12 protein-coding genes are annotated in these 18,500 nt (G+C 44.5%); 5 read left to right on the forward strand and 7 right to left on the reverse strand.

The window, feature by feature from the left end:
* Nucleotides 1-3 precede the first annotated feature (3 nt).
* The 7 genes from K0O23_RS07455 to ku form a co-directional block, all read right to left on the reverse strand.
* Complete coding sequence (locus K0O23_RS07455; RefSeq protein ID WP_246596979.1) at nt 4-606, reverse strand: peptidoglycan recognition protein family protein; 603 nt, start codon at nt 604-606, stop codon at nt 4-6.
* Nucleotides 607-701: 95 nt separating this feature from the next.
* A complete protein-coding gene (locus tag K0O23_RS07460) occupies nt 702-2,240 on the reverse strand; it encodes a glycoside hydrolase family 10 protein (RefSeq protein WP_219876776.1) in 1,539 nt (512 codons plus the stop codon).
* Between the two features lie 81 nt (nt 2,241-2,321).
* Nucleotides 2,322-3,110, reverse strand: coding sequence for a DUF4397 domain-containing protein (locus K0O23_RS07465; protein ID WP_219876777.1), 789 nt, complete (start codon nt 3,108-3,110; stop codon nt 2,322-2,324).
* Between the two features lie 11 nt (nt 3,111-3,121).
* Entirely contained in the window at nt 3,122-4,816 is a 1,695-nt protein-coding gene (locus K0O23_RS07470; protein ID WP_219876778.1) for a SusD/RagB family nutrient-binding outer membrane lipoprotein, read from the reverse strand.
* 11 nt (nt 4,817-4,827) lie between these two features.
* Nucleotides 4,828-7,917 (reverse strand): SusC/RagA family TonB-linked outer membrane protein, encoded by a 3,090-nt coding sequence (locus K0O23_RS07475; RefSeq protein WP_246596980.1) that lies wholly within the window; start codon nt 7,915-7,917, stop codon nt 4,828-4,830.
* 1,185 nt (nt 7,918-9,102) lie between these two features.
* Nucleotides 9,103-11,628, reverse strand: a complete 2,526-nt coding sequence (gene ligD / locus K0O23_RS07480; RefSeq protein ID WP_219876779.1) for a DNA ligase D — start codon at nt 11,626-11,628, stop codon at nt 9,103-9,105.
* Between the two features lie 173 nt (nt 11,629-11,801).
* Nucleotides 11,802-12,590: a non-homologous end joining protein Ku gene (ku, locus tag K0O23_RS07485; protein ID WP_219876780.1), complete on the reverse strand. Its 789-nt coding sequence runs from the start codon at nt 12,588-12,590 to the stop codon at nt 11,802-11,804.
* 340 nt (nt 12,591-12,930) lie between these two features.
* On the opposite strand from ku, the gene K0O23_RS07490 reads away from it, so the two are divergent.
* The 5 genes from K0O23_RS07490 to K0O23_RS07510 all read left to right on the forward strand — a co-directional run bounded on the left by K0O23_RS07490 (nt 12,931) and on the right by K0O23_RS07510 (nt 18,442).
* On the forward strand, nt 12,931-14,325 hold the full coding sequence (locus tag K0O23_RS07490) for an MATE family efflux transporter (RefSeq protein WP_219876781.1): 1,395 nt from the start codon (nt 12,931-12,933) through the stop codon (nt 14,323-14,325).
* Between the two features lie 180 nt (nt 14,326-14,505).
* A complete protein-coding gene (locus K0O23_RS07495) occupies nt 14,506-15,870 on the forward strand; it encodes an APC family permease (protein ID WP_219876782.1) in 1,365 nt (454 codons plus the stop codon).
* A gap of 170 nt (nt 15,871-16,040) precedes the next feature.
* A complete protein-coding gene (locus tag K0O23_RS07500; protein ID WP_219876783.1) occupies nt 16,041-16,589 on the forward strand; it encodes a class I SAM-dependent methyltransferase in 549 nt (182 codons plus the stop codon).
* Between the two features lie 325 nt (nt 16,590-16,914).
* The gene (locus K0O23_RS07505; RefSeq protein ID WP_219876784.1) at nt 16,915-17,379 is read left to right on the forward strand and encodes a COG2426 family protein; all 465 of its coding nucleotides are present in this window, start codon (nt 16,915-16,917) and stop codon (nt 17,377-17,379) included.
* A gap of 94 nt (nt 17,380-17,473) precedes the next feature.
* Nucleotides 17,474-18,442: an ABC transporter ATP-binding protein gene (locus tag K0O23_RS07510; protein ID WP_219876785.1), complete on the forward strand. Its 969-nt coding sequence runs from the start codon at nt 17,474-17,476 to the stop codon at nt 18,440-18,442.
* Nucleotides 18,443-18,500: the final 58 nt, after the last annotated feature.

Raw genomic sequence — 18,500 nt, forward strand, 5'->3', positions numbered from 1 at the left:
TATTTAACGTTTGTGCTTCCCCTCTATTAACTTCTGGAAGTGATTTAGCTGCAAATACAGCGTATTGCCCGGGCAACTGGTTTGGGCAAAGTCTTTGTGCCCTCCCAGGCTGTCAGCAGCAATATTGTGGCGTTTAGCTAGTGCAGGAAGCAGAATTTCCAGCGTTTGCATCTGCTCAGGTGTTATCTGCTCTTTCTCAAAGTTACCCTCCACAACCACCAGCAGATGCCCTGCAGGGTCGTAACCTGTATTAGAATCCCCAGCAAAATTCAGGTCTCTCCCCTCGGCCACTTCACCTCTAACATCCACATATAAATGGTAAGGAATATCTGCCCAGGGCTTTTTAATTCTGCCATCGGCTAACGGACTCTCCTCCTGAGAGAACTTCTGCAAGGCTCTCATTTTGTCCTCCAGTTTTCTGCCAGGTGCCTGCGGCGTACCGGTATGGTGAATGGTAAGTCTGCGCAACGTGTGGCTCCGCATGGGAAGTACAGGCGGATTTGCACTCCATGCATCACGCGATAGGTAATTTATACTTTCAGGAACAGGCCTGGATGAAGTTACAGGCTGCTGGCAGTTTAGCAGCAGTCCTGCAACTAGTATCATTATCAAAGTGATTTTCATGGTGTGTTTATACTTTGCGTGCCAGAAAAGACGAAAAAATCATTCTGCCTCGTCACCCGACTCAGAGACAGCAATTATTAAAAGTTTGCCTTCGTGATATTAGAAGGGCTACTTTCGTTCTTTAGCCTATCTATAGTAGTTACCATGTATTTATACTTCTTACCCTTTACTATACTTTTATCTTCAAAGTAAGAAAGTGTTTTGTCAAAGCTTATTTTAAGGATGTTCCTTGGGTTCTGCATATCTACTTTCTCCCCTTCCTCAAAACGGTAGATCACATAACCGTACACCTCCTCATCCTGTGGCCGCTCCCACTCCAGCTTAGCTATTTTGTTCGATTTAAAGACCAATAGCTTCCTCTTTTCTTTAAGCTTGGTTGGCGAGGCCGGTGGTGTATTGTCCAGCCAGTCCATCTGTGGTTGCAGTGCGGGATACCGGTAAAAGTCGTGTTGCAGCGAATCGCGGAAGCCCCCCAGGTTATTTGTCAGCGATCTAGAGCTGAAGTAAACACTCCCCTGCACCAGCGGATTGTTGCGCAGATAACGCACCTGGTTTGGCAACTGCTGTTTGTCTCGCCATCCTTCACGGTCTTCCATGGCACGGTATACGCCCTGGCCAATGTATAAATGCTTCCCGAAGGAATTAGCAGCCCACCAGTCCAGCAACTTTTCGTAAGGTGCAGCGGCATAATAAAAAGGAAAGTATAGCTGCGGGTTAATATAATCCACCCACCCCTCCTGCACCCACTTTCGGGCATCGGCATACAAGGCACTGTAACCGGAAAAGCCATTACTTTCTGACCCAAGAGGGTCCTGTGTTTTATTGCGCCAGATACCAAAAGGGCTGACGCCGAACTTCACATGCTTCTTCTCGGCGTGTATGTTCTCTGACAGTGATTTGATCAGTACATCCACGTTATTACGGCGCCAGTCTTCTATGTTGGAAAAGCCCTGCCCATGTAGCTGAAATGTAGTTGAGTCTGGTAATGGGTCTTTGCCCGGATAAGGATAAAAGTAGTCGTCAAAATGAATACCATCTACATCATAGTTACGCACTATATCCATGATCACATCTACAATGTACATCCTCACCTCCGGCACCCCAGGATTAAAGTACTTTTTATCGCCGTAGGCAAAGAACCACTCGGGGGTTGTGCGTGTAATATGGGTTGGGCTGGTAAGTGAGTCCACCAGGCTGGTAGTGGCACGATAAGGATTTATCCAGGCATGCAACTCCATTCCTCTTTTATGTGCCTCCTCTATGGCAAACTCCAGCGGGTCGTATAGCGGCTCTGGCGCAAGGCCTTGCTTTCCGGTTAAAAAGCGGCTCCATTGTTCACGGCCCTTTGCATAAAACGCATCTGTGGATGGGCGCACCTGCAGCATTACGGCATTAATACCTGTTTTCTGATGCTCGTCAAATAGTTGCAGGAGCTCCTGCTTCTGAGCCTCTGCATTTAAGCCTACAGCCGTTTTAGAAGGCCAGTCAATGTTTTGTACGGTTGCCACCCATACACCTCTGAACTCTCTTTTAGGGGTGTTCTTCTCTGTCTGGGCGTAAAGTGAGACAGATACAAGAAGTGTAAGTATAAAAAGTAGGATAAATTTTCTGATCATAGCCTGTCCTTTACTAAAAGTCATAAAAAAAGCCCTCCATTACCTATATTAATTGGAGGGCTTTTTACTCTTACATCAATCCTATCTTTCTCTCAGAAGCTGACGGTTAATAGTACCGGGCTTAGTTGTGTAGTTACCTTTTGTGTAAAAAGTATAAACCCTACCAGCTACAATACTTCCGCTTGTCCAGGTTGTGTAGGCTTTTGTTTCTCCCTGCAGAAACAGCGCCAGATTATAAGTTCCTGGCTCAACAGCTATATAACCAGAGTTGCCTTTATAAGCAACATCAGTAGCTATTGTCTGAGATCCTGTTGTGGGCGCCGTACGTGTTGCCTCTACAGTGAAGCTTGATGGTGCGTCAGCCATTCCGTTTACAAAACGAACATAAGCTTTAGAAAAATCCGGCTCAGGCAGTTCATCCTTTATCGTCAGTATTTCAAGGTTACCTGCGCCACCAACTAAATAGCTTGTATAAAACTGCTTCTCTTCCAGCTGTACCGGCATACTTACTACTACATTCTTAGCAAGAGCTGTTGTACCGGTAATAGTTGTTGTGTCTATTGCATTGAGTGTATAAGCACCCGCTGGCACGTTTACATATCCGTATGTTGCCGGATGTATCGTATTGGCCAGGGTAGAGCTCCAGAAAAGACCTGTTTCTCTGTTAGATAAAGTTGGTGACTTTGCAGTTACTTTTTTGTCTCCAAGGTAAAAATTTACCATTGGTGCATCCTGCGAAGCATGGGAGAAACGGATCATGGCTCCTGATTCCACATATTCCGTACGTTCTGGTATCGCATTTTCCTCACAGGCCCCGAACAGGAAACCCATTGATAAAACTGCTGCTATTTTTAAATATATCTTTTTCATGCTATAACAAATTATTGAGGTGAGCTAAACCACATTTCTTTTGTATGGTAATTGGTTTCAAGACCTCCGATTGTTCTTAGAGCCTCGATGTTCCATACATATTCCGAATTGTATCTAGGGCGCACTCTGTAAGCAGGCTTGCCCCCGTTAGTGCTGTAAAACTGTAGACCAGCATCTGTCGGCAATATGAATCCACGGAACACATTGTCGCTTGCATCATTATCAATCTCATCATAAGATCCGCCGCTTTCGTTGCCTGTGTAGTGGTATCGTCTCAGGTCAGTCCATGTCTCTACAAAGCCCCATGCCCATTGTGCCACATACTTCTGCAGCATAATATGAGAAAGAGTTAAATTAGCTTCTGCAGCCGGTATCAGCTTTGTATTTGCCATATAAGCCGCTCTTCTCTGATCAAAAACAGTCCTTTCTGTAGCAGATGCATAGGCACGCACAAAATCCATGTGCGCATTTACACCTTTTTTGTAGGCTTCAAGCGCTACTCCTTTAGCTCCACTCTTATAAGCCGCTTCAGCTTTGATAAACTGCATCTGCGCGTATGTCATTATCGGGAATCTGGCAGCATTCTGGAATAAGTACTTGCCTTGCGCAGTAGCGTTTGCCGCCCCCGCATCCGATGTTGTGCCATACAGGTTATAAGGACGTTGTGCGGTAACTGTATACTCTGCCACACCTCCATAACCTACTCCTCTGTATTCACCATCTGCAGCAGGAGATAGCATAACCGGTAAACGAGGGTCTTTTAGGTGTTGTGCTGTAAACACAGGGTCTTTAATGTTTGGTACTGCTACTTCAGTAACCGGATCTACTGTAGCGTCGCGTAATACTGGGTTAGTACCATCCAATAAGCCAACTATAAACTTAGACTGCCTTACATTCGGGCTTATCAGGTTTCCGCGCATTGGGCCCCAAAAGTTAGCATCCCCAGATACGGCACCGTTAAAGCGAATAGTAGCATCATCTGCGTTGCTTGCAAGCGACTTGTCTACATACTCAATAACTTTTGCCGGATTGTAATTAGGCTTGTTTGACAAATGGTGCGCATTAATGGCAAGTACACCATAGGTAAACTTCTCCCACTTTGCTACATTGCCACCAAACATCAGGTCACCCTCTGCGAGTTTTGAATTTGGATGTGGTTCTGCCTTGTGCTTCTCAAAATAAGTAAGCGCAAGTTCTGCCAGACGCTTCACCTCAGCATAAACTGCCTCCTGGCTATCATAATCAAACGCTGACTTCGTAGGATCAAAAGCTTGCGACATAATAATCTCGCCATGATAATCAGTGGTTAGCTGCCAGTTAAATGCCTGAAGCGCATAACCGATGGCCACAAAGTCCCACTTCTTCTCTTCCTCAGCCTTCTTGATCATATTTACAAGGTTGAGGCCTGAAGTATAGTAAGTAGACCTCCAGATCTGGCCGGCTGCGTCGCTGCCTGGTGCGTAACCATGGCGGTCCCAGGTAATGTCAGCAGCCTGACCGTGCCAGTTGGCAGTATATTTACCTAAATATCGCCCGTCAAATTGTATGCCTAGTGCCATCTCTGTTAAGATCGGAGACATGTACAGGTGCGGCATTACCATCTGGTCAGGCCCGTTAGGATTTGTGTTTACATCTAAATAGCTCTCGCAACCTGAGAAAGTAAACAGGCTGGCAGCCATAAGTGCTGTATATATAATCTTTTTCATTCTTTTAATGCTTAGAATCCAACGTTAATTCCAAAGTTCAGGCCCATCGGCATCGGAAGGTTACCATAATCAAATCCAAATCCGCCGCTACCACCTGTTGCAAGGCTTGTCGCACTGCCCACAGGGTCAAGACCAGAGTAGTTTGTTACAAGGAACAGGTCAGTACCAGTTACAAATACACTTGCAGTTTTAGCAACTCTTGTTCTTTGCAGTAAAGATGAAGGGAGAGTATAGCGCAATGTTACATCACGCAGACGCAACCAGTTTACATCTTTCTCGATATAATCGATCTCACCGGAAGTAGCAGTATAGAAGTTAGAATCCCATGCCGGATTAATTACAATATTGTTTTTTGTCGGATTATCAGAGTTCTCTAAACCGTCTTTCAATATGCCTTCGTAAACTCTTGACTGGAAACGATCAAGTGTTCTCGTACTAAGGCCACGTACTGTTAAGAAGTGCTCAGTAGCATTAAATACATCACCGCCTTTTCTAAGCTCGAACAAGAAGTTAAGTGATAGATTCTTGTATGTGAAGGTGTTTGTTAAACCCATCATGAAATCTGGTGTTCTGTCACCAATAACTTTCCACTCAGACAAGTCTCTCAGCGGATAACCTGTTGAAGGGTTTATCAGAACTTGTCCTTTTTCGTTACGCAGGTAATCGAATCCGGTAAAGGAGTTAACAGGACCACCTACTCTTGCGCCGTTTCTTACGTTGTTATACAACCAGGTATCAGAGTTATAATATTCTGGTACAGATGATGGCAGCTTAACAAGCTCAGAGTAATTGTGGCTATAGTTTGCCAGAACATTCCAGGCAAAATCCTGCGTAGCAACAGGAGTGGCATTTAGCTGTATTTCAAAGCCTCCTGTTTCTATCTCACCAGCATTAAAGGTTTTAAGTACATAGCCTGTGCCATAGCTCAAGCGCATATTACGTACAATCTGGTCTCTGGAAACTTTCTTGAAGTATGCCATGTCCAGCCCAAGGCGATCGTTGAAGAACTTGAATTCTGCACCTACCTCATAAGATGTGGTCATTTCTGGAACAAGATTTTCGCTTGGGCCATTGAATGCAAGACCAAAACCGCCACCAGTTGTGTTTCTTGGCTCGTGCCATGGTTTAAGCATGTACGGAGCAGCGTCTTTACCAACCTGTGCAATAGAGCCTCTCAACTTACCATAAGAAAGTACATCTTTGATACCATTTAGTGGCTCAAGTTCTGTAAAGATAAAGCTCAAACCAGCTGATGGATAGAAGAAAGAGTTGTTATCCTTTGGCAATGTTGAGGTCCAGTCGTTACGACCTGTCAGGTTCAGGTAAAGCATACCATTGTAACCAATGTTCAGGCTGCTGAATGCACCAACCAGGCGTCTCTGTGTTAATCTGTTTCTGCCTCTGTTCGTAGTAGGGTCAGTGTTCTCTATCGAATAAAGGTCAGGAGCCAGGAACCTGGTGCCTTGCACAGACTGCACATAGTTGTTCTGGTCGTTTATCGCACTACCTATTTTAAAGTCAGTTGTTAACTTATCATTCAGGAATGAGTGCGTTAACTGTGCATAATACTGTATATTGATGTTTCTGTCGTTGTCTAAGCTCTGGTCAAAAATACCACCAGTCGAGCCCGACAGCCTTGACTCCGGATGACGAACCTGGGTGATCTTATTTGTATAATAGTCGTAACCAACGTTACCTACGAATCTAAACCAGCTTATCGGCTCAATTATAACCTTTGCATTGGTAATATAGCGGTCGTTTGCTGAGTTGATGGAGTTCATGTTCACATTAAAGAACGGATTCTCCAGTTCAGTTGCGGATGTAGAGAAACGTCTTCTGTTACCATTATCATCCATGTATGCGCTTGCATCATCGTTTGCAGGCCAGGCAAGCAAACCGAGCATCGGACCACCACTTATATTGAACACTGACTGCACATCAGACTTAGCATAGGCTACAGAGATATCTGTAGAGATGTATTTGTTAAGCTTAGATGTAAGGGCTGTAGTTAAGTTGAACTTCTGCTGTCCCGCATTCGGAATAAAAGAGCCTGCATCTGTGTAGGACGCTGCTATACGATACGTAGAGTTATCGTTACCTCCAGACACCGCCAGGTTATGCTTCTGGCTGTTGCTTGTCTGAAAGAAATTTCTCACGTTATCATAAAGAACATCTTCAGAGGTATAAGGCTCTCCAAAGTATGTAGTGATTGCATTACCTTCGTCAGATACGCCTTCAACACCTCTGCCATAGATGCGCTGAACTACCGGGTATTTTACAATGCGGTCAGTCCTGAAACTGTTGCTGTAGTTTATTTGCACAGCTCCTGCCTTACCTCTTTTGGTAGTAATTACAATCGCACCAGAGGCTGCATCAATACCATAAAGCGCAGATGCCTCAGGGCCCTTTAGCACAGTAATTGTCTCGATATCCTCCGGGTTAATGTCAGCACCACGGTTTCCGTAATCAACACCACGGTTATCAAGCGCGTTGCCCCCGGCAAAATTACCCGTGTTAAATGTGTTGTTGCTGATTGGCAAATTATCAATCACATAAAGCGGTTGATTGCTTCCGCTAAGTGAGCTTACGCCTCTTATCATTACAGACACTGAAGAGCCTGGCATACCTGAAGTACTTGATACTTCCACACCGGCTACACGCCCTGCCAATGCATTGGCAAAGTTTTCGCGCTGCGTTTCAGCAACAGATGCACCCTTAACCTCGGTTACAGCATAAGGCAGGGCCTTCTTTTCTGTTTTTATACCCAGGGCCGTTACAACAACCTCACTTAAGGCCTGAGAATTTGCTTGCAATGCAACATCGATAGTCGAAGACTCACCTACTTTACGCTCAGTTGTCTTCATGCCAATAAACCTGAATACCAGCACGTCAGTAGGCGCAGCGGTAATAGAGTAGCTACCGGTGGCATCAGTTACGGTTCCACGGCTCTGCCCTTTTACCGCAATGGAAACACCCGGAAGCTTGAAATTGTCTTCAGCAGATGTTACCGTACCAGTTATTGTCTTGCTTTGGGCAAAACTCTGGTAATGAAACAGGAGAAAGAAAATCCCCCATAAAAGACATCGTACACTTTTCTTCATAAGAACTTAGCTAATGGTTTAATATTACAGAGTTAATTCATTTACTCAGAAAGATGGCGATAAACCTGCTTTCTGCTTATCTGGAGTCAAGATTCTACCTTTTTCACCTTCGGTAAATAATACAAACAATCCCAAAAAGTGCTTAATCCTGATATTGCTATTGTATAATTTCTCATGTAACTACATGCATTTTAAAAACTTAACCTTTCCAAAGATTGCAATACCTTTTTATTTAAGTATTCCTTTATAGCATTCAGAATATGTATTAAAACTAAACAAATTTGTCAAAACTCCAATCAGGTTGTTGCCATTATTTTTACCAAATAAGACTAAACCCGCAAATATGCATACAAACCCTTTTAGTTATGCCAGTGACAGGCATACTTGTTATTTCATGCATAACAAGCACACACAAGCTTTTAAAAGGAAATTTTTTATTTGATTTGATACTAACAACTCCACATAGCAACAGGCTTTAACTTAATTGTTTTAACATGATTTGCCGTTTTTTTGCTGCTTTTAATTAACCTTTTATTACAAGGAGTTTAAGTTTTCTTTCGACTCGCTTTAACCAAAACGTATGGATTCCCTTCCTTACTGTGGATCAGGATACATAATAAAGTCATGCTGCTCCTATTCCTAACCTTTTGGAGGATGCGACTTCCTAAGACAGCTACCCACAATTTAACAAACTTTGATTTGTTCTATTTCAACAAAAGAACCAATCCTTGTTTCACATCAGGTTAATGTAATAACTTTGATTGTAAACCAATACACATGGAGCTCGAAAGGATAGCAGGAGGACAACAAATTTCAAAGTATGATCTCTAAGCTGCATGTGCTGCCAAATCTTTAAAACATAAGCTGATCTAATCACTGTATCGCAAACAGTGACTTAATTTGCTGCCGTACTTTAAAAATTTCGTAATAAAGAGTCTTGCTGTGCAGGCTTTATCCTTTTTATAAACTTGATCTGCTTCTTAAAGGGAGTGAATAGAAAAGGTGCTCAATTTCAGAGCGATCTGAGGTAGTAATTCTGTTATCAGTTTATGATAATCTACTCCTAACTGTGCCCTTACAAAACTAAAGTGCAAATATTGGTTTTAGGCTGGTGTTACACAATAGCAATGACTCATCACAGGCACTATTATCTTTATTTCGGATTCTGAATCTGGAATGGCTACCTTATTTCAACCTTTCAATACAGCTTTCCATGTCTATACCGCTGCCTAACACCTCTTTAAACAGGTCTCCTTTTTTCTTTATGCGCGCAGGAACAGACTTTAACGTAAATTCTCCTGGCAACAAACCAGCCTTAACTTCATTCCAGTTCAAGGGAGTAGAAACTGTAGCTTCCGCTTTTGGACGTACAGTATAGGCTGCCGCAATAGTCTGTCCGATGGCATTCTGCATATAATCAAGGTATACTTGTTTGCGCCGCTCTTTGGGCTTACGCTCCAGGCTGGTAAGCTTTGGCAGCTTTTCGTGCACAAGCCGGGATACTATATGTGCGAAACTACGGGCCTGTTCAAAAGTATACTTGGCAGCGAGGGGTACAAAAATGTGCATGCCCGTTGCACCAGATGTTTTACAGTATGCAGCCGCACCTGCTTTATCCAGCACTTCTTTCGTAGTTAAAGCTACCTCCACCACATCGTCATAAGTATTTTCTCCGGGGTCCAGATCAATAATCATATAGTCGGGTTTATCGAGGTTGGTAATGCGCGAGCTCCATGGGTTTAGCTGTATACAACCCAAATTGTTCATGTAGGCCAGCGTTGCCTTATTATCGCATACCAGGTACTCCACCATCTCACCAGTAGATTCTGCTTTTAATTTTATCGTTCTTACCCAATCAGGGGCATGAGTTACATCTTTCTGGAAAAAACCTGGTTTGGTAATGCCCCCAGGATTACGGAAAAGTGACTGTGGCCTATCTTGCAGGTACGGTACGATGATGTCGCCTATACTTTGGTAATAGTCTATCATATCTCCTTTGGTGATATGTTCGGCTGACCAGTAAAATTTTTCAAGACTTGTTAGTGGTACCTCCTGGTCTTCAATAAGGCGTGTAGTACTCTTTTTGACTTTTGAGGTTGCAGAGGCTGATCGCTTTTTGGGTTTGGGTTCTTGCTCAGCTTCATTAACCGCATCCGAAGTATGCATAGCCGATTCGCGCACTACATCACGGGCATCCTTATCCTCGCGCAAGCCTTCGTAAATGGCTTGCCGCATAATTCCGTCAGAGGTCCATTCAGCGAAAGTGATCTCGGCAACCAGTTCTGGTTTAACCCAGGTGGCAGGCGCGTTTGGTTTAACCTTGTCAGAAAATGGTGACTCCGTCTGTTTCAGCGGATCTAGTTTAGCCTTGAGTGCCTCCAAAGATTTGCTGTTAAACCCGCTGCCACTTTGCCCTACATAGGTAAATTCACCGTGCTCATAAACTCCCAGCAACAATGCTCCGATATGTTTCCGCTTTCCTTTTGGTTCAGTAAATCCTCCTATCACAGCTTCCTGGCGTAAGTGTGTTTTGATTTTAAGCCATTCGCTGCTACGCTTGCCATCACGATAAGGGCTGTCCGCTTTTTTGGCCATGATGCCTTCTATTTGCTTGCGCTGCGCCTCTTTGAAAAAATCCTTACCACGGCCTACTACATGGTCGGAATACCGGATAGCCGGCAGTTCCTCTTGCAGCAGTTTGTCCAGCATCTGTTTGCGCTCCAGCAAAGGTAATTCGCGGAGGTCTTTATCGTTCAGGTACAGCAAATCGAACACATAAAAGTATAAATGTTCTGAGGGCGTGTTCTGGTAGTTCTGCAGCTGCTGAAACGTGGCATAGCCTTCATCATTCAGCACGACAATCTCTCCATCCAATACAGCCTCCTCCCCCAACTGCTGCAGGCTGTCAACTATGGGTTTATACTTGTCTCCAAACGATTTGCTGTTGCGGGAATATAGCTCTACCTGCCCGTTGTTTACCTCTGCTATTGCCCGGTAACCGTCCCACTTAATCTCAAAAACCCAATCTTCACTGTCAAAAGGCGCATCCGTCAGTTTGGCCATCATGGGCACAATGGCATGCGGCATGTCACCAGTCTTGGCAGTTGCTTTTGCTTTAGGTTTCTTTGCTGCAGTTTTTTTAGGCTTACCAGGTACAGACTTCTTCGCTGTGCCATCTAAGTAGTCCTCGCTGTTGTAGATTTCAGAAACTGCGGCCTCATCATCTTTCTTGATCAGGAGCCAGGCACCCTTTTGGCGGCCTTTCATTTTAACCAGCGAGAAATCCCCGTGTAGTTTCTCTCCCTCCAGCACAAAACTTATACTTCCGCTTTTAAGCCCCTGCAGCAACAGATTCTCACTTTCCTTTGGGTCTTCGGTGTCAGGGGCATGGTATGTGCCTTCGTCCCAGATGTCTACGTGGCCTGCGCCGTAGTTACCCTCCGGTATGTCTCCTTCAAAGGTGCGGTATGAGTATGGGTGATCTTCTACCTCCATGGCCAGGCGTTTGTCCGAAGGATTCATGGATGGACCTTTGGGTACTGCCCAACTCTTGAGTACGCCCTCCATTTCAAGCCTGAAGTCGTAGTGCAGGGTAGATGCCTGGTGGCGTTGCACCACAAACCGTAACTGGCCTTTATGCTTTTGCTCCTTACCAGCAGGCTCCGGTGTTTCTCCGAAGTTACGCTTCTCGTTATACTTGCCTAATCCCATACTTTGAATTCGTTATTCGTTAACCGTTGTCAGTTATTTTGTGTGGTACTTGTAGTAGTAGCTGGTTTAATGCCCTGTTCTAATTCATCAGGACGCTGAGATCTTACACTGGTAAGTAGCATACGATGAAAAATTATACCAATCAACGAGCAACGAACAACGATTAACGGTACTCAAGATGCCCTCATTCTTCGTTGGTCTGAACTTAAGCTGGCTTTGAGCTGTGCCATCAGGTCTTTTGTTTTGGTAGGTACCGCCTCTGTTTTCTTAGAGGCAGCTTTCTTCTTTTTACCTTTCGCCTTCGACTCAATGGTCTTCATCAGCTTTTCGGTGTAGGTGTCTTTATAGTCGCGGATATCGAACTCGGTAGTAAACTGGTTTATCAACTCCACGGCCATATCCAGTTGCTGCCCTCCAATATCTACTTTATGTGGCAGGTTCAGTTCGTCCACGTCTTTTACCTCTTCCCCGAACCGCAGCTTTTGCAGCACCAGGGCATCCCCCATTGGCCTGATAACGGCAAGGTCTTCTTTACCGCGCATCACCACTGTTGCGATACCAACTTTGCCTGTGCGCCGCATGGCATCACGCAGCAGGCCATAGCCGGTTTTGTTTCCTTTTTCGGGAGCCAGATAGTATGGCTTTTTAAAGTATATTTCGTCAATCTCGCCTTCTTCCACAAAAGAGTTTAGCTGTATCTGCTGGCTCTTTTCTTCTTCTGCCCTCTCCAGGTCTTCCTCAGTCAACTCCACATACTTATCGTTATACTTGTAGGCTTTCACAATCTCTTTGTAGGGTACTTCTTCACCGGTTTTCTCGTTCACGCGTTTGTTGCGCACGCGGGCATGGTTACGTCGGTCCAATAAGTCGAAATCGAGACGGCGCTGTGAGGTGGCGCTATACATTTTGATGGGGATATTCACAAGCCCGAAACCAAGCGAGCCTTTCCAGATCGTTCTCATAGTTCTAAGTGTTTAAGGGGTGCGTACAGCTATAAAACGTATTGCAGCTACAATCGTTTTGGGCAGTGTTGATGCGGACTTTTACTTTAAAGGTATAAACAGGCGTTTCCCGACTGCATAACTTAGCCTGTGAGAACAACGCTAGAGCGTACTGAAAACCTGATGCATGCACCTTAGTCCCCAACACTTTATTCCGTCTGAAATCCAAAGCAGTTAATTAGAATAAACTGTTACCTTGTAAGTTGATTTATACTTCAGGCAAAGTATAAGCGCATCAAACAGGTAACCGGTTATACTTTTGTCATTGCAGTAACCCGCTCACTTTATTCTAAAACCATTGATGAACGCACTCAGCGATTTTTTCAGGCTTGTGTGGTCTGCCGTTAAAGGCAAAGAGCAGGACTATACTACGTTGGGAATAAAGCAAAGTATAGTTTTGCTGGCTATCCCCATGATCCTGGAGATGGTAATGGAGTCGCTGTTTGCGGTGGTGGATATTTTCTTTGTGGGCAGACTGGGCTCCAATGCGCTTGCCACTGTGGGCCTTACCGAATCTGTGCTGATGATCATTTATGCCGTAGGTATGGGCGTAAGTATAGCGGCAACGGCCATGGTTGCCAGGCGGGTTGGTGAGAAAAATTACCGTGAGGCAGGCAGTATAACTTTCCAGCTGATTGTTACGGGTAGCGCACTGGCTTTGCTGATGGGCGCTGTGGCTACAATTTTTGCAGGTGATATACTTGCCCTAATGGGTGCTGAGGCCGATATCATCACAACAGGCCTGAATTACGCCAGAATCATTTTTGCAGGTAACCTGGCCATTATTTTGCTTTTCCTGATAAACGGTGCCTTCCGGGGAGCGGGTCAGCCACACCTGGCCATGCGTGCTCTCTGGATTGCCAATGGTGCCAACATCATCCTGGACCCACTGCTAATCTTTGGCATTGGTTCTTTTAACGGACTGGGTTTAGAGGGCGCTGCCTGGGCCACTACTATCGGGCGAAGCCTGGGTGTAGTATACCAGGTTTACCATTTGCTTAATGGCAGGCATCTGCTCAAAGTAACACGCGAAAATCTTGTCATCAGCTTTAAAGTTATACTTCGGATTTTAAAAGTATCGTCCGGTGGTATGGGGCAGTTCCTGATAGACTCTGCCAGCTGGATATTCCTGACAAGGCTGATAGCTGAGTTTGGGAGCAGTGCGCTGGCTGGTTATACCATTGCTTTCCGTGTTATTATTTTCACCATACTGCCAGCCTGGGGCTTATCATCGGCAGCGGCTACACTGGTAGGGCAGAACCTGGGGGCTAAAAAAGCCAGAAGGGCAGAACTGGCTGTGTGGTTAACGGCAAAGTATAACGTTGCTTTTATGGCTGTTATCACGCTGATATTTATACTTTTCGGAGAGCACCTGGCCGCCCTATTCTCTAAAGACACTGAGGTGATAAGTATAGCCTCTGATGCTTTAAAGATCATTACCCTGGGCTATGTATTTTTTGGCTTAGGCATGGTAATGATACAGGCTTTTAACGGTGCCGGCGACACAAAAACACCCTCCATCATTAATATTGTGGTGCTCTGGCTTATCGAGATTCCGCTTGCTTACCTGCTGGCCATTTATTTTGGACTGGCTGCTACAGGCATTTTTATCGCCATCGCGTTATGCCATTCCTTTCATGCACTGGTTAGCTGGTGGCTGTTCAGGCAGGGCACCTGGAAGAAAGTCAAAGTATAGTTATTGGTTGTCCGCTATTGGTTGTAGAGGCGCAATACGTTGCGTCTCTACAGAAGAATCATCTAGCCCTCCTCAAAAACTTAACCCATTGTATTGCAACCCAATACAACCAAAGCAGGCATTTGCTGGTAATCTAACACAATACCCGATACAACAGCAGCTCCTCCAAATGCACAGCATATGAAAACAGACTCCAACCCAGCCTTAGAACCTCAGGCAAAGCCTAGACCTGCCTTAAGTATGACTGATGCCATCGCTGTGATTGTGGGTATCGTGATCGGGGCCGGCATTTTCAGGACACCATCTATGGTGGCTGCCAACACTGAGAGTGGCACCATGTTTCTGGTAGCTTGGATAGTAGGTGGCGTAATCTCACTAATAGGTGCACTTTGCTATGCCGAGCTTACTACTACTTTTCCGAATACAGGAGGCGATTATCATTTCCTGACGCGTGCATTTGGCAAAAGGCTGGCATTTCTGTTTGCCTGGTCGCGGATGAGTGTGATACAGACAGGCTCTATTGCGCTGCTATCCTTTATCGTTGGCGATTATCTGTCACAGATGTACAGTATAGGTGATTTCTCTTCAGTGATCTATGCCGGGATGGTTGTAGTGGTGCTTACAGGTATAAACATCGTAGGGATCACTTTCGGGGCAGGCACACAAAAATTGCTTACCATACTAGAAGTGCTTGGTATACTTTCTATTGTAGTGGCTGGTTTCTTTTTTGCACCGGCGCAGGTTGTACCCAGCGTAACAGCCGGTGAAACACCAACTACCTCCTTAGGCCTGGCTATGGTTTTTGTGTTGCTAACCTTTGGTGGCTGGAACGAGGCTGCCTACATTTCTGCAGAACTGAAGTCTGGTAAAAGAGGCATGGTAAAAGTTCTTATCCTGAGCATATTTATCATTACGACTGTTTACCTGCTTATCTGCTTTGCTTACCTCAAAGTGTTGGGCCTCACACAAATGGCGCAATCCGATGCTGTGGCCGGTGATCTGATGCGAGCTACGTTCGGAGAAAGCGGCATGTACCTAATTGGTATACTGGTTGCCATAGCAGCACTTACCTCTGCCAATGCTACTATTTTTACCGGAGCGCGCACCAACTATGCCCTTGGCCGTGATTTTGCCGTTTTTAGTATGCTGGGCAAATGGAACTCTAAAACATCGTCACCGGTAAACGCATTCATGGTACAAGGTGCTATCTCGCTGGCCCTCATTGGACTTGGATTTCTTACACGCAACGGTTTCGAGACGATAGTAGAGTATACGGCTCCGGTGTTCTGGTTTTTTCTGTTGATGGTAGGCATCGCTTTGTTTGTGTTGCGGAGAAAGGAGCCTGAACGGGAGCGCCCCTTCCGGGTTCCATGGTACCCTGTACTGCCTTTGGTCTTTTGCCTTACCAGCGCCTATTTGCTTTATTCAAGTGTAGTGTATACCGGGCTGGGTGCTCTTGTGGGCATTGGGGTGTTATTTGCCGGTGTACTGCTGCTGCTGGCTTTGCCAGCTATAGACAAGATAAGACAGGCTAAAAAAGTATAAATAAACAGATAAAAACACACTTAACTGCCAGTCAGTACATTACGTATACTTCAAAGTTAAAAGCCCCTATTAAATCTCAGTTCTGGCACCACCCTTTATAGCCATCAGCTTATACTATTCAGTAGCAGTTGCGACCTGCAAAATTCTGTTTAACGCCTAAACTCAACAAGATGAAGACACTTAAAACAACCTCTTTTTCAATAATATTATCAATTTTTGCTGTTACGATAGCAGTTGCACAAACAACTGCCCCACCAAAATTAGATGTGCCTTATGTACCCACCCGGCAGGTTGTTGTAGATGCGATGCTGGACCTGGCAAAAGTTACAAATAAAGATGTTGTGTATGATCTGGGTTGCGGTGACGGGCGTATTGTGATAACTGCTGCTAAAAAGTATGGGGCTACAGGCAAAGGCATTGACATAAACCCGGAGCGCATTGCAGAGGCTAAGCAAAATGCCAAAGCAGCAGATGTAACTGGTAGAGTAGAGTTTGAAGTAGGCAACATGTTTGAAACTGATTTTAGCAAGGCATCCGTTGTAACGCTTTATTTACTACCCTCTGTAAACATGAAATTACGCCCCAAATTACTCCGCGAACTTAAACCCGGCACGCGCATAGTTTCGCATGCCTTCGACATGGGTGACTGGGAGCCTGAGAAAACTATTGAAGTAGATGGTGCCAAGATATATTTCTGGACAGTGCCTGAAAAAAAATGAAAAGAAAATAATAATTTATCTTTGAGGTTCTTCAAAAGAAACACCCTACGCAAAAAGCAGCTTCATATTAAGAGGCTGCTTTTTGCATTTAGCTGACAACCAGTAAATACTATTTATTTTTGCACTAAATCAGTATACCCAATTATAATCAGAATCTTGTACGCTACTATATAATTGTACACGTTTGAATCATTATCCGGGTTGGCCTGTTACTTCTTTGCTTACTTAACGTTAAAAAAAAGTAGCTTTACAGGCTTGCAAAGTGCAACATCTACTTGCCACGGATTGTATTATTTAGGAGATTTGATTTTTGTTTTAGTGTTATATGCTGGAAACGCTTTTATATACTTTTTTACTGAGCATCTCGCCCTTTGGTGAGGCTAGAACAGGTATTCCTTTTGCTATTCTGAACAATGTGCATTTTGTATGGGCTTTCGCGATCGGTGCGATTGCAAATACCCTTGTTTTTCCGTTGTTCATGTGGTTGGTTGATACATTTAATCAGCGCTTCTGGCCTTTCCGTGCTTATAAAAAGGGAGTTATTTACTTATCTAAAAGAGCTAAAAAAATTGCCGGTGCCAATGTACAGAAACACGGTTTTTGGGGCCTGATGATTTTTGTAATGATTCCTTTACCAGGCACAGGTGCATATATGGGCACTATAGCTGCCAATATATTCAAAATAGAGCGAAAAAGAGCTTTCCTGGCAATAAGCCTGGGAGTATTAGTATCTTCCGCTTTTATGGCTGTTGGCACTTATCTGGGCCAAATGGGACTTACTCTCCTGTAATTATTCTATACTTTTAGTTAACACTTTTCACCTGCTTGTTTCACTAAAAAAGTGAAAAGTATAATTAGCCCTTTCCAACTTACTCTCCTAGTCTATGAGCTTTTTACACGTATCAGGAGTTAGTGTTTTAGAAGAAGGGAGTACCATCTTAAAAGACATCAGCTTTACCCAACAGGAGCTCCAGAACATTGCCATTGCCGGAGAAACAGGCTCAGGTAAAAGCACTTTACTGCAAACTATTGCCGGGCTGGTTCAACCAGCTTCAGGGCAGGTGCTGTTTGAGGGCGAAAAAGTATGGGGGCCACATGATGTGCTGGTGCCAGGGCATGCAGGAATTGCCTACCTATCGCAGCAGTATGAGTTACCGCAGTTTTTAAGAGTAGAACAGATATTAAAGTATGCCAATACGCTGACCTCCGGTGAGGCTGAAAATCTATATACTATTTGCAGAATAGAGCACTTGCTCAAGCGCAGAACAAACCAGTTATCAGGCGGCGAAAAACAACGCATTGCACTTGCCAGATTGCTTACCTCCTCACCCAGGCTTCTGCTTCTCGACGAGCCATATTCTAACCTGGATGTGGTGCACAAAAGCATCTTAAAAGAAGTTATCCGGGATATAAGTAATAGCCTGGACATTACCTGCATTCTTATCTCCCATGACCCGGCAGACACACTATCCTGGGCCGAAGAGATACTGGTGATGAAAGGTGGTCAGATTCTACAGAAAGGAAACCCGGAGCAAGTTTACACACAACCTGTAAATGAGTATGCAGCAGGGCTTTTTGGTAAGTACAATATACTTACGCCTGCACTGGCTCAGGCTTTTAATAGCCTGACAAATTCAACCCTAAATCATTATAACCTTTTAGTGAGGCCGGAGCATATTAAGTTTGCAAAAGACAAGAGTAACGGTGTTGAAGGCAAAGTGCAGCAGGTTACTTATTACGGAAGCCATTACGAAACGGAAGTTACACTTCTAGATACGCTGTTAACTGTAAAAACACTGAAAAATGGGCATCAGCAGGGAGATAAAGTCTTTGTTACTATGGTGATGCCATGATTACCTTTTGATCCAGAATATCAACAGCAGGAGTTATACAGACTTATATTTTCTCTAA

The sequence above is a fragment of the Pontibacter aydingkolensis genome (assembly GCF_019443125.1).
Classification (GTDB): domain Bacteria; phylum Bacteroidota; class Bacteroidia; order Cytophagales; family Hymenobacteraceae; genus Pontibacter; species Pontibacter aydingkolensis.